This is a genomic window from Chryseobacterium oryzae, from assembly GCF_022811665.1.
Classification (GTDB): Bacteria; Bacteroidota; Bacteroidia; order Flavobacteriales; family Weeksellaceae; genus Chryseobacterium; species Chryseobacterium oryzae.
The window spans coordinates 1887230-1899652 of record NZ_CP094529.1 but is presented as its reverse complement, the minus strand read 5'-3'; the positions used below and the strand labels follow the sequence as shown (position 1 = coordinate 1899652).

The following is a 12423-nucleotide window of genomic DNA, read 5'->3' as shown; positions in this document are numbered from 1 at the left end:
ATTTATTGTATTTAAAAACTTCATTTTTATAAATTGAATACCATATTTACACATCTTTTACTTTCCCATACAATCTTTTCTAATTTTATTTATGGCATTCTTCATGTTTTGGTTAAAGTGATCTTTTTCCAGACGAATAGGAGGAGCCTGCCTTACTTCACAATTAGAAATACTGCAAGATTCGCATGTAACTCCAACGTCTACTGTTTTAAGAGTAGGAGATTTTATAAAATTAATTTTCTTAATGGTTTGGGTATTCAGTAAAATTCCTAAGCAATAACTTCTGTTGCTTCCATCAGAAAACGGATTCTTCTGCGATGTTGAAATAACCAGATAACTAAAACCAAGATCTTTATAATGTGAAATTTGTGCGTCTGTTAAAATTTCATTTTCTTTAAGATGTTGAAGATTTTTCACGGCAATCCAACGTCTGCAATAATGTTCGTTGGTGGCATTTGCGTGGGGCGCTTGTTGATGGTTGAGGTGTAACTCTTTTAAAATCTGTATTTTATCTGTATTTTTCTTCTTTACAAGACAGAGATAAAACAAATCTTTAATCCCAAGTTCTGAAGAGAGAATATTGGTTAATCTGTAATAAAAAGTTTCAGGAGAATGTGTGAAATTTTCAATTAATTCTTCAAAACCATTGGGTTTCCATTCATTTTGAAGAAAAAAATCAGAGGTTTTGTCAATAATTTCTGTTTTCGAAATCAATAAAGCTCCTGCAAAATAGGAAGCATAATAGTTATTGAGAATTTCTTCAAAACTTCCAAAATCCAGCCAGGAATAAGTATTTGGGCGATTTTTAAGATCCAAAACATTAAATCCTATTTCTTTAGCGAAAATAAAAGTTTTTTGATCTGGTTCTAACTTGTTGTTTAGAAGAAGTAATTTTTTTTCGGGAATATAAAGAGAACGGAGATTTCCCAAAGTACCATATTGCTCGAAATTTTCAGATTGAATCTGATATCCTAATTTTTCTGTAAGAATTTTTTCTAAAGTATCACTTTGCAAGCTTTTTCCTATTGTAATAGTGTTTTCTTCTGCGAAAATTATTGCTTTTTCTTCAATTTCCGGAAAATAATTATCGTACAATTCTTGAAATGAACGAAGAACCGCAAAGTAAAATCTTTCTTTCCCAAGGTTGTAATTCTGCGAAATTTCTATTAATGCATTAATGAAAGCGGTTACTTTTTTGGGTGCATCGCTTATAATGCTTATAAGATTATTTTTATTGATGCCAAAAAGCTCTAGTGGAATTTCCTTGAAAAAATCCGACTGCAGAATCTCGCTGAATGGTGTAAGGTTTTTATCCAGTTTTGTAGAAACCAAATCATCAAAAGTACATTGTATTGCTTCAGAAAGCAGGATTATTTTATCGTGTTTGGGATATTTTTTTCCGTTTTCTATTTCATTGAGATAAGATTTTGAAAGACCTGTTTTTACAGAAAGATCCTGTAAAGACCAGCTGTTTTTCTGTCTTTGTTGTTTTAGTTTTAGTCCAAAAACCGTTTTTATATAGTCACTTTCTGCGTTCATTTTTCAAAAATAAGCATTAAAAGCATTTTTTCACAAAAAAATATTATATAAAATTTAGCGAAAGTTCGCTAATTGTGAAAGTTTTTATTTATGTTTGCAATATTAAAATTACAAAAGCCACTTCTTATGGAAACTAAGTCTTTAATTAAAATACAATCGGAACAGCAGTTTAAAGAGATTTTTACACCAAATCTTGTCGATTTCTTAGTTGAATTACACCAAAATTTCAACAATAAAAGATTAGAACTTTTAGAAGAAAGAAGAAAAATGCAAGAGGATTTCGACAAAGGAGTACTTCCGAAATTTCTATCTGAAACAGAAGATATCAGAAACGGAGATTGGGTTTGTGCTCCGATTCCTGAAGATTTGTTGGATAGAAGAGTAGAAATAACAGGACCTGTGAACAGGAAGATGATTATCAATGCTTTAAATTCAGGATCTTCTACTTTTATGGCAGATTTTGAGGACAGCAATGCTCCAACGTGGGAAAATTGCATGGAAGGACAAATTAATCTTACTGATGCTGTCAACAAAAAAATAGATTTCACGAATGAGAATGGGAAATCTTACGGACTTAATGAAAAAACTGCGGTTCTACTGGTTCGTCCGAGAGGTTTGCATCTTTCTGAAAAGCATATCGAAATAAATGGAAGTTTGGCTTCGGCTTCATTAATAGATTTTGGAATTTATTTTTTCAGAAATGCCAAAAAACTTATCCAAAATGGCAGCGGTGCATATTTTTATCTTCCAAAACTCGAGCATTACAAAGAGGCAAGATGGTGGAACGATGTTTTTGTTTTTGCCCAGAATTATCTTAATATTCCACAGGGAAGTATTAAAGCAACTGTTTTAGTAGAAACTATTACTGCTTCTTTTCAGATTGATGAGATTTTATTTGAATTGAAAGAACATAGTTCAGGTTTAAATTGCGGAAGATGGGATTACATATTTTCATACATTAAAAAATTTAGAAATCTGCCTCAGTTTTTAGTTCCGGATAGAGATCAGGTTACTATGAAATCTCCTTTTATGAGTGCTTACTCGAAAAGGGTAATTGAGATTTGCCACAAAAGAAATGTACACGCAATTGGTGGAATGGCGGCTCAGATTCCTATTAAAAACGACTATGAAGCCAACAGTTTGGCATTCGGAAAAGTAAAACAGGATAAAGAGCATGAGGTGAAAAATGGTCATGACGGCACTTGGGTTGCCCATCCCGCTTTGGTTTCTGTTGCTAAAGATGTTTTCGACCGTTTTATGCCAACAAAAAATCAAATTGATAAAAAATTTGATTATCAAATAACCGAAAAAGAGCTTTTGGAAATTCCGCAAGGGGAAATCACTGAAAAAGGGGTTAGAAAAAACATTAATGTTGGTATTCTTTATATAGAATCCTGGCTTATGGGAATTGGTGCGGCTGCTCTTTATAACCTTATGGAAGATGCAGCGACAGCAGAAATATCGCGTACACAAATTTGGCAATGGTTAAAAAATAATGCCGTTTTGAATGATGGAAGAAAACTGACTCGCGAAATGATTTTGCAATGGGAATTTGAAGAAATCGAACGCATCGAGCAATATGTAGGTGAAAATCGTTTTAAAAATGGAAAATTTTCCTTGGCTAAAGAACTTTTCAACGAACTAATTCTCAATGAAAAATTTGAAGAGTTTTTAACCTTAAAAGCCTATCCGTTTATTTAAAATTTCATGTAAAAATTCAGAAAATAAATAATTTAATCTCAAATATTATGAAAACAAAGCAAGAAAAAATTCAGGAATTAGAAAAAGACTGGCTAGAAAATCCGCGTTGGAACGGTATTAAAAGACCTTATACTGCAGAAGATGTTCTTAAACTTCGTGGTTCATATACATTAGACTATACCATTGCCACAGAAATGTCTAAAAAATTCTGGCAAAAATTGAATAATCAGGATTTTGTTGCCGGTTTAGGAGCTTTAACAGGAAATCAGGCGGTACAAGAAGTAGATGCGGGTTTAGAAGCAATTTATCTTTCCGGATGGCAAGTTGCAGCAGATGCCAATTTATCCGGTGAAATGTATCCTGACCAATCCTTGTATCCGGCGAATTCTGTGCCTTCTGTGGTTAAAAAAATCAATAATGCTTTATTGAGAGCAGACCAAATACAATCGGTAAATGGTGCAGGAGAAAAAGAATATTTAGTTCCGATCATTGCCGATGCAGAAGCGGGTTTCGGCGGAAATCTCAATGCTTATGAATTAATGAAACAAATGATAGAAGCAGGTGCGGCCGCAGTTCATTTTGAAGATCAGCTTTCTTCAGCAAAAAAATGTGGGCATTTGGGAGGGAAAGTTCTGGTTCCTACTCAAGAAGCTATTAATAAACTGATCGCGGCACGTTTGGCGGCAGATGTTTTGGGTGTTCCTAGTGTTATTATTGCCAGAACCGATGCCGATGCGGCAGATCTTTTAACTTCGGATATTGATGACAGAGATAAAAAATTTGTTACCGGTGAAAGAACCAGTGAAGGTTTTTATGTAGTGAAAAATGGAGTAGAACAGGGGATTGACAGAGGTTTGTCTTACGCACCATATGCAGATCTTATCTGGATGGAAACATCTAACCCGGATTTGGAACAGGCAAGAAGGTTTGCAGAAGGTATTCATGCGAAATTTCCTGGGAAAATGTTGGCATATAACTGTTCTCCATCTTTTAACTGGGCAGCAAAACTTAGCGAAAGTGAAATGCTAACTTTCAGAGAAGAATTGGCTAAAATGGGCTATAAATTCCAGTTTATTACTTTGGCAGGTTTCCATGCACTCAATACAGCAATGTTCGAATTGGCTTTGGCATACAAAGAACGAGGAATGGCAGGATATTCTCAGTTACAGGAAAGGGAATTTGCTTTACAGAAGCAGGGCTTCAGAGCGGTTAAACACCAATCGTTTGTGGGAACGGGTTATTTTGATGAGGTACAGAATATTGTTACCAACGGATCTTCAGCAACAGTTGCTATGAAAGATTCTACCGAAACAGCTCAATTTCATTGAAAATTTCCTTTAATGGATGGTTTAAATTGATTTAAGCGAGTAAGTGATTATTAAAATTCACTCCTTATTATAGTAGATTTATTGTTAGCAGAGGCTGTTTCAAAAATGAAACAGTCTCTTTTTATTTTAAAAAAAATTGAAATTTGTACAGAAAATTCAAAAAATCCAGAAAATTAGTGAGTTAAATCTAATCCGCCAAAGTTCCCTGAACTCATCATCATATAAACACCCTGAGTTTTATCTAAAGTATCCCAATAATGATGTAAATCTTCAGCATTCGTGAAAACTTTTAAATCATCTTTTTTAAACATTTCTTTAATTAAATCCGGAGAAATAGGCTCCATACGTTTAATTTTTAAAGCATCTTCAGAATAAAAAACTATTGCTTCATCCAATCCGTCCATTGCGTGGTCATACTGTTCTAAGAAAACAGGATTTAAGCTCGAATAAGTGTGAAGCTCCAGAAAACCATATTTTTTTTGGTTTTTAAACTGCTCACAAAAAGCTTTTACAGCAGCTTTTACTTTGCTGGGAGCGTGTGCAAAGTCTTTATATAAAATGCCTTTGTCTTCTCTTTCTATTTTCTCCAAACGTTTAGATGCACCTTTAAAGCTCATAATCGCCTCATAAAAGTCTTCATCCATAATTCCTAAAGTATGGCAAATATGTCTTGCACCTTCCAGATTCAATAAATTATGGGCTCCGAAAACAGAAAGCGGAACGTCTCCCATTTCAGTTTTAAGGAGAACTTTACCGTTTGCAATTTCGTATTCTGGCGTTTTGTATGGTATTTTTCTGAAATAATTATCGGCACTTTCTACCACTTTCACTACTTCTTTATCTTCTTCATTATAAACAAGAACACCACCCGGAGTAATGCTAGCAACAAATTTTCGGAATTGTTCTATATAATCATCAAAAGTTTTAAAAACATTAATGTGATCCCATGCAATTCCACTTAACAGAGCAATGTTAGGTTGGTATAAAAGAAATTTGGAGCGTAAATCTATGGGAGATGAAAGGTATTCGTCACCTTCTAAAACCATAAAATCATTATCTTCTGTAAGTTTTACCATACAGTCGAATCCTTCTAGCTGAGCTCCAACCATAAAGTCTACATCTTTTTGGTGGAAATTCAGTACGTGAAGAATCATAGATGTAATGGTTGTTTTCCCATGAGATCCGGCAATAACAACTCTGGTTTTTTCTTTAGACTGTTCGTACAAAAATTCTGGATAAGAATAGATTTTTAAACCTAATTCTTTTGCTTTTGCCAATTCCGGATTATCCTGATGAGCGTGCATTCCAAGAATCACTGCATCAATATCTGAAGTTATTTTTTCGGGAAACCATCCTAATTCTTCAGGTAAGATTTCTTTTTTTTGCAGTCTTGATCTGGATGGTTCGAAAATAGCATCGTCTGATCCTGTAACTATATAACCTTTATCTTTTAAAGCAATCGCGAGATTGTGCATGGCGCTTCCGCCGATAGCAATGAAATGCGTTCTCAACTTTGTGTTATTTTTTGATGTTTTTACTAATAATTTCCTGAAAGGCAGTAACAATATTTCCCCAGTTGGTTTTATAATTCGGCATAATCATGCTTCCGTCATTTTTACTCCCAGAATTTTTGCCGTTTTTTACATTTACCGAAGTGGTAATATTATCATACATTTTTTTGTGATCTTCTTGTATTTGTCTGAAGTTGTTTTGAGACAGAACATCATTCAAAATTTTAAGATCTTCATCGGAAACTTTGAAGGTTTGTTTTATTTTTTGATCGCGACCTTCGAAAGAGTAATGAGCATTATTGCCTTTAATTAATAAATTTTCATAAGTGGGAGCAAATCCTCCGCTTCTGGAAAAACTGATATCGTAATCGGAATATATTTTTTGAGAATTGCATGACAATACAAGCAATGCTATAAAAAAGATTCCTAAAAACTTTTTCATTGATTTTTAATTTTGAGATTTATTCTGTTCAGATTTTTTGGCTTTAATTTCTTCATCATAAGTATGAAGTACATTAAAATCTTCCGTCTGTTCTATCGCAGTCATTATTTTATATAGAATTTCCTGAGCATTTTCGTTGTCGTAATCTATATCCAAAGGTTTCTTGAATTCCATAGTAGGTTTTACTCCCGTAACTTTTACGCGAAGTCCTTTTTTATCAAATGCTCTTCGGAAACCATTTATTTTTATAGGAATTACAATAGGTCTTTGGTTTTTTATCAGTTTTGCGGTTCCTTTTCTTCCCTGTGCAAAAGCAGCAGTTGTTCCTTGCGGAAATGTGGCTACCCAACCGTTATCCAGAGCTTTCATGATATTATCAATCTCGCTAAGATCTACCATTCTGTTAACGTTTTTTCCTTCTGCTCTCCATGTTCTTTTTACAGTAACTGCTCCTGCAATTTTGAAGATTTTCGGAAGAATACCTTTATTCATGGTTTCTTCTGCGGCTACGTAATAAAAATCTACTCTGGGGTTGAGAAGATAAATAGGATTTTTAATGGTATTTAAATATCCGTTATTTACAGCACAAAAAGCATGATACATTGCAGCGACATCCGCAAAATAGGTTTGATGATTAGATACGAATAATACATTCGTGTCGGGAAGATCTACCAAATTTTCTGTTCCTGTAATTTTCAGTTTGTTGAAACCATTAAATCTTCTGTAAGAAATAAATCCAAGAATGAAAATAATAAGTCTTTTTAAAAAATAAGGAGTTCCGAACGAATCGGTGAAAATATTTTTCTTCGCCATATTTCAGTTAAACATAATATCCGCAAAGTTACATTTTTTTAATCAACTGGCTGAATTCGCTTAAAATCATTGCAGTGGCTCCCCAAATAATATATCCGTTGAAATTAATAACAGGAACTTCTTTTCCTCCAGCTCCGGGAAGTGCCATAATTTCTGGCGTTCCGGAAAGATTCAGGAACGATGTAATGGGAAATTCTATCACTTCTACAGCTTCGGTTTGCTGTAAGATAAATTCAGGATTTCTTTTCGTATAAGAAATATAAGGATACACATAAAAATTACTCGGCGGAATGTAAATAGGAGAGAGCTCACGAATTATTTTTACGTAAGGTTTTTCAATTCCTATTTCTTCAGAAGTTTCTCTTATGGCAGTTTCGGCAAAATCTTTATCCAGTTCTTCGCGTTTTCCTCCGGGAAGAGAAATCTGTCCGCTGTGTCTGTCGTGTTCGTTAATAGATCTTACAATGAGCGGAAAATGCCATTCATCATTTTTAAGATAGAGAACAATGTTAACTGCAGCAAACTTTGGATTTTTTTCTAAAATCTGATCGTAGCTGAACAAAGGTCTGTATGGTGGGGAAAAAATTCCGTGTGCATTCTGACCTTCGAGAGATGCTTTTTTAATTTTCTGTAATAAATCTTTTCCAAAACTTTCCATATTCCAAATTTACTAATATATCCGGATAAATAATATAAAACTGTGTTGGAGGAGCTAAAAAATGTAGAATTTAACGTTCGGAATTTTTAATTGATAAAATATTCTTCCATAAGATTATATGATAATTAATGTGGAAAAATGAAGAACATTAAAGTGAAAAATCTGTTTTTTGTAATGAAAAAGGCTGCCAAAAAAAATGACAGCCTCTTGTATGGTGAGTTTGTAAAAAAAGCTGCCATTGGGCAGCTTCATTTTATAATTGGAATTAATCTTCCTCTTCTTCGTCGTATTTTGCCAACTCTTCATCGCACCATTTAAATGCTGCTTCTACTACTTTAGTAGCTTCATCTGCCATGGTTTCTTCATCATCTCCTTCAAGATCATCAAGCCATTCAACTTCTTCTTCTTCAACGTTTAAGATAAATCTTGGATATTCTGTGTGTACAACAAATAAATCTTCAGGAAACTCAGAATTATCTGCCAATAAAAACTTTGGTAACTTCATTTTTTTAATATTTAAACTTTCTCAAAGATATATAAAATTATTGGTATTTGTTCTTGTCAATTTTAATTTTTTGTAAAACTTTATGCTTGGTAAGGGTATTCTTCTGAAGCGTGTCCGATGGTTTGAAAGTAATGTCTAAATCGGCATTTACGGTACTTATTAGTTCTGCAATCTGTATGTTTTCTAAATCTTCTGTGGCTTCAAGATAAAATTTTATAGGTTTGTTTTCCAGATTTTTATTTTTAAGAAACTGTTTTACTTCTTTTCTGTTTTCAAGATAGTTGCCTTTAGAAAGAAGCGTAAAGAATAATCCCGAACAAATGCTTAAAAACCCAATTGCATACGTTTTCCATTTAAATCTCTGAAATATTTTTCTGAAATATACCAACCAGATGGGTAAGCTGAAAGCTGAAAGTAACCGGAAATCGATTGCATTGACAGGATAAAAATACTGAATGAAAAAAGAACAGATAATTCCGAAAATTCCTATAAAAATAAAATAGACTTCTGTTTCACTAAGCGGTTTTACAATGAATAAATAAATCATTAACAGGATGTTTACTAATCCTAAACCATAAATTCCGTAGTTAATAATTCCTCTGTTCGGATTAGCCATGTGAATAAACGGGTTGAAGGTGGTGCAAAGCCCCCAAAATAATTCTTTTAAAAGTTGGGAAGTAGGATATAAACCCATTTCTAGCGATTCTTTAACGTAATTTTCATTAAAATAATCGATGAAAAATAATTTGTAAAGTACAACAAAAATACCCGCCAGAATTCCAGAAATAATAAATGAAGATGCGTGCTTTTTTTTCCAAAATATTAAGCCGTAAAGCCCTGTTCCACCCATTAGAAATAAGGCGCTGTATCTGATGTTATACAGTAAAATTAAACTTATGGTTAAATAAAAGACTGCTCTCCCTTTTTCTAAATTCCCGATAATAATTTGTGATGAAATGTAAAGAAACCCAATAACGAAGGGCAGAATTAAAGCTTCACTCATCGTAAAAGAAAAGAGGGAAACTAAACTGAATAATGAACAGGTAACCAACGCTTCTCGAAAGAAAAAGTTTTTGCGATAGGTGAAAATTAGAATAAAAGCCAAAGCAGCTAAGCCTACAATTTTACTGCTCCAAAACTCATCAAAACCAAAAAATGTGAAAAATTTTATGCTTAAAGGATATCCCAATGGAGTTATAGTATTGTCGATTACCGGAAAAACTTTTGCAAAATGCATAAATCTTATCGAATCTGGGCTGGTTCTTCCTTTCTCATTAAGCAGAAAACGAAAAATGGTCATCAAAACTGTGATGATGACCAATATTATCTGAATATTTTTTTCTTTAAATTTCATGGATTGTGAAAGTAATGAATTTCCCAATGCAAGTCAATATATCAACAAAATAGAATTTGTTTTACAGAATGCCAGAAACAAAACTTCACAGTTAATGTTTATTTGGAAAACATTTTAGCTACTTTTTCAGCTTTTTTGCTTTCAAAATAATCATAAAAACCTTCACCGGATTTTACACCCAATTTACCTGCCATCACCATATTTACCAATAAAGGATTTGGTGCATATTTTGGATTTTTGAAACCGTCGTACATTACATTCAGAATTGCTAGGCAAACATCCAAACCGATGAAATCTGCAAGCTGAAGCGGTCCCATAGGATGTGCCATACCCAATTTCATTACCGTGTCTATTTCTTCAACTCCTGCAACGCCGTTGTATAATGTTTCAATAGACTCATTAATCATTGGCATTAAAATTCTGTTTGCAACAAATCCAGGATAATCGTTCACTTCTACCGGTACTTTTCCTAAAGTTTTGCTCATTTCGTAGATAGAATCGAACGTTTCTTTCGATGTAGAATAGCCTTTAATGATTTCTACCAGCTTCATAATCGGAACAGGATTCATAAAATGCATTCCTATTACTTTGTCTGCTCTTTTGGTAGCGGCAGCAATTTTTGTAATCGAGATTGAAGATGTATTAGTAGCCAAAATGCAATTTTCGGGAGCAAATTCATCCATTTGTGCGAAAATTTTCAGCTTTAGATCTTGGTTTTCTGTAGCAGCTTCAACGATAAGATCTGCATTGGTTACCGCATCTTTTAATTGCGTGTACGTTGTAATATTGCTTAAAGTTTCTGCTTTTTTCTCTTCAGTAAGATTTCCTTTTGCAATTATTCTGTCGAGATTGGTAGTAATGGTTTTCAGACCTTTATCTAAAGCTTCCTGAGAAACATCAACAAGATTTACACTAAATCCGCTTTGTGCAAAAGTGTGTGCGATACCGTTTCCCATGGTTCCTGCTCCGATAACTACAATGTTTTTAATCATTTTAAAAGTTCTTTTATAATTAAATTATCAAATTTTTTAAGCTGCTTTAAATATTTTCATCTTCTAAATTCTGCTTCATTTTTATGGTTTTAAAATTAAGCTTAAAATTTTACTTATTAAAATAATCCCAAACTGTTTTTGAAATATCTGAAATCATCTTACAGTTTACTGCTTCCGGTTCGGTAGAATTATTCACAAAAACGACAATAGAGTAGTGCTTATCGTTGGGCAAAGTAACAATTCCGCTGTCATTTTCAGCAATTGTTAAGCCTTCATATTTTCCTGAAGAGCCAGTTTTGTGTGCAATAGTTTTCGGAGGAAGTTGTTCTTTAAGCTTATTTTTGCCGGTTTCCGTGTTCAGCATGATATTATATAAATAATGTGTAGATTTTTCTGAAAGAATTTTTCCCTGAAAAAACTGCTTATAAAGCAATGCTAAAGATTGGGTAGTTGTATAATTTTCGTAAACATATTTTGAGGCTTTATGCATCTGCTCTTCATTATTCTTAATTTGAAAATTTTTAACTCCTTTAGAATCTATAAATTTTTGTACTGTTTCTGTGCCGCCAATCAATTTCAGAAGAATGTCGCAACCATTATTATCACTCCATGCAACGGTGTAACGGATGATTTCGTCAAGACTCATTTCAATATTTCCATCGGGATATTGATCACGAATAGGCGACCAGGTATCTTTAAGAAGATCTTCCTTTTTTATGAAAATTTTCTGCTCCAAAGAAAGTTTTCCTTTATCTACCCAATCCAAGACTGTTGCAGCAATATGAAATTTAAAAACACTGAGCATGGGAAGCTTTTTGTTACCATTTTTATGATATTGAAAATTGTTTTCAAATCCTAAAACAGAAATTCCGATCGTTGCTTTTTTATCTTTAATAATAGAATTTATTTTTTTGTTTAAAACCGATTGTTGGGCAAATATAAAACCCGAAAACAGGATTAAAAGTAATTTGATGTTTTTCATTTGGTTATATTGTTAATCAAATTTTGTTTATTCAATAGGAAGTAATTCTTTCAGATTAAGAAATTATGAATGAAATTTTCATTCAATCTTTGAAATATTGTTTCCAAATTTTATTCTTTCCAGTTTTCCTCAATTAGCTTCATTAAGAAATCGGGACATTTAATAATTTTATGGGTTTCCGAATTTAAGAAAAATAGTGTAGTAGCTGCTTCTGTAATTTTTGTTCCTTCTTCATTATAAATTTCATATTCAAATTCAATTCTCACTCCCGGAATTTTTTTTAAATAAGTATGAATTTCTAATTTTTGATCGTATAATGCTGGTTTTAAATACTTAATTTTATAATCTGAAACCGGAAGCCAAATTCCACTTTTTTCGATTTCATCGTAAGAGATTCCTATGCTGCGGAAAAGTTCTACACGACCCAATTCGAAATAGGTTGCGTAATTTCCGTAATAAACATATTTCATAGGATCTGTTTCTGCGTAACGTACTCTTAATGAGTGTGTTGAGTGTATCATTTTGAGTTTTAAATTATTCATACAAATATATTTTTAAATAATCAATATGAGAAATATTTTTTTTTAAATTAAAAAAT

12 protein-coding genes are annotated in these 12423 nt (G+C 32.9%); 2 read left to right on the top strand and 10 right to left on the bottom strand.

What is annotated here, in order from left to right:
• Positions 1 to 57 precede the first annotated feature (57 nt).
• Positions 58 to 1539, bottom strand: coding sequence for a helix-turn-helix domain-containing protein (locus MTP08_RS08745; protein ID WP_243575657.1), 1482 nt, complete (start codon positions 1537 to 1539; stop codon positions 58 to 60).
• A 126-nt stretch (positions 1540 to 1665) separates the two neighbouring features.
• On the opposite strand from MTP08_RS08745, the gene aceB reads away from it, so the two are divergent.
• Both aceB and aceA read left to right on the top strand, forming a co-directional pair.
• Positions 1666 to 3240, top strand: a complete 1575-nt coding sequence (gene aceB, locus MTP08_RS08740) for a malate synthase A (protein WP_243575656.1) — start codon at positions 1666 to 1668, stop codon at positions 3238 to 3240.
• 47 nt (positions 3241 to 3287) lie between these two features.
• Positions 3288 to 4568, top strand: coding sequence for an isocitrate lyase (aceA, locus tag MTP08_RS08735; protein WP_243575655.1), 1281 nt, complete (start codon positions 3288 to 3290; stop codon positions 4566 to 4568).
• Positions 4569 to 4741: 173 nt separating this feature from the next.
• On the opposite strand, the gene MTP08_RS08730 is transcribed toward aceA, so the two are convergent.
• From MTP08_RS08730 to MTP08_RS08690, 9 genes are all read right to left on the bottom strand, one after another.
• Positions 4742 to 6079, bottom strand: coding sequence for a UDP-N-acetylmuramate--L-alanine ligase (locus MTP08_RS08730; RefSeq protein ID WP_243575654.1), 1338 nt, complete (start codon positions 6077 to 6079; stop codon positions 4742 to 4744).
• Positions 6080 to 6086: 7 nt separating this feature from the next.
• Positions 6087 to 6521, bottom strand: coding sequence for a hypothetical protein (locus tag MTP08_RS08725; RefSeq protein ID WP_243575653.1), 435 nt, complete (start codon positions 6519 to 6521; stop codon positions 6087 to 6089).
• A gap of 6 nt (positions 6522 to 6527) precedes the next feature.
• Positions 6528 to 7334 carry a lysophospholipid acyltransferase family protein gene (locus MTP08_RS08720; RefSeq protein WP_209389426.1) on the bottom strand — a complete coding sequence of 269 codons (807 nt, stop codon included), beginning with the start codon at positions 7332 to 7334 and terminating at the stop codon, positions 6528 to 6530.
• Between the two features lie 28 nt (positions 7335 to 7362).
• Positions 7363 to 7992: an NUDIX hydrolase gene (locus tag MTP08_RS08715; RefSeq protein ID WP_243575652.1), complete on the bottom strand. Its 630-nt coding sequence runs from the start codon at positions 7990 to 7992 to the stop codon at positions 7363 to 7365.
• 265 nt (positions 7993 to 8257) lie between these two features.
• Positions 8258 to 8497, bottom strand: a complete 240-nt coding sequence (locus tag MTP08_RS08710; RefSeq protein WP_002977986.1) for a hypothetical protein — start codon at positions 8495 to 8497, stop codon at positions 8258 to 8260.
• 37 nt (positions 8498 to 8534) lie between these two features.
• Complete coding sequence (locus MTP08_RS08705) at positions 8535 to 9851, bottom strand: hypothetical protein (protein WP_243575651.1); 1317 nt, start codon at positions 9849 to 9851, stop codon at positions 8535 to 8537.
• Positions 9852 to 9949: 98 nt separating this feature from the next.
• On the bottom strand, positions 9950 to 10840 hold the full coding sequence (locus MTP08_RS08700; protein ID WP_243577741.1) for a 3-hydroxybutyryl-CoA dehydrogenase: 891 nt from the start codon (positions 10838 to 10840) through the stop codon (positions 9950 to 9952).
• A 112-nt stretch (positions 10841 to 10952) separates the two neighbouring features.
• Positions 10953 to 11825, bottom strand: a complete 873-nt coding sequence (gene blaRAA, locus MTP08_RS08695) for an RAA family extended-spectrum beta-lactamase (RefSeq protein WP_243575650.1) — start codon at positions 11823 to 11825, stop codon at positions 10953 to 10955.
• 110 nt (positions 11826 to 11935) lie between these two features.
• The gene (locus tag MTP08_RS08690; RefSeq protein WP_243577740.1) at positions 11936 to 12346 is read right to left on the bottom strand and encodes an acyl-CoA thioesterase; all 411 of its coding nucleotides are present in this window, start codon (positions 12344 to 12346) and stop codon (positions 11936 to 11938) included.
• Between the last annotated feature and the right edge of the window lie 77 nt (positions 12347 to 12423).

What these genes read in the sequence shown, in the direction of transcription:
- MTP08_RS08745 (WP_243575657.1), bottom strand. Translation starts at nt 1,539, where the DNA reads ATGAACGCAGAAAGTGACTATATAAAAACGGTTTTTGGACTAAAACTA.
- MTP08_RS08725 (WP_243575653.1), bottom strand. Translation starts at nt 6,521, where the DNA reads ATGAAAAAGTTTTTAGGAATCTTTTTTATAGCATTGCTTGTATTGTCA.
- aceB (WP_243575656.1), top strand. Translation starts at nt 1,666, where the DNA reads ATGGAAACTAAGTCTTTAATTAAAATACAATCGGAACAGCAGTTTAAA.
- MTP08_RS08720 (WP_209389426.1), bottom strand. Translation starts at nt 7,334, where the DNA reads ATGGCGAAGAAAAATATTTTCACCGATTCGTTCGGAACTCCTTATTTT.
- MTP08_RS08705 (WP_243575651.1), bottom strand. Translation starts at nt 9,851, where the DNA reads ATGAAATTTAAAGAAAAAAATATTCAGATAATATTGGTCATCATCACA.
- MTP08_RS08710 (WP_002977986.1), bottom strand. Translation starts at nt 8,497, where the DNA reads ATGAAGTTACCAAAGTTTTTATTGGCAGATAATTCTGAGTTTCCTGAA.
- aceA (WP_243575655.1), top strand. Translation starts at nt 3,288, where the DNA reads ATGAAAACAAAGCAAGAAAAAATTCAGGAATTAGAAAAAGACTGGCTA.
- MTP08_RS08690 (WP_243577740.1), bottom strand. Translation starts at nt 12,346, where the DNA reads ATGATACACTCAACACACTCATTAAGAGTACGTTACGCAGAAACAGAT.
- MTP08_RS08715 (WP_243575652.1), bottom strand. Translation starts at nt 7,992, where the DNA reads ATGGAAAGTTTTGGAAAAGATTTATTACAGAAAATTAAAAAAGCATCT.
- blaRAA (WP_243575650.1), bottom strand. Translation starts at nt 11,825, where the DNA reads ATGAAAAACATCAAATTACTTTTAATCCTGTTTTCGGGTTTTATATTT.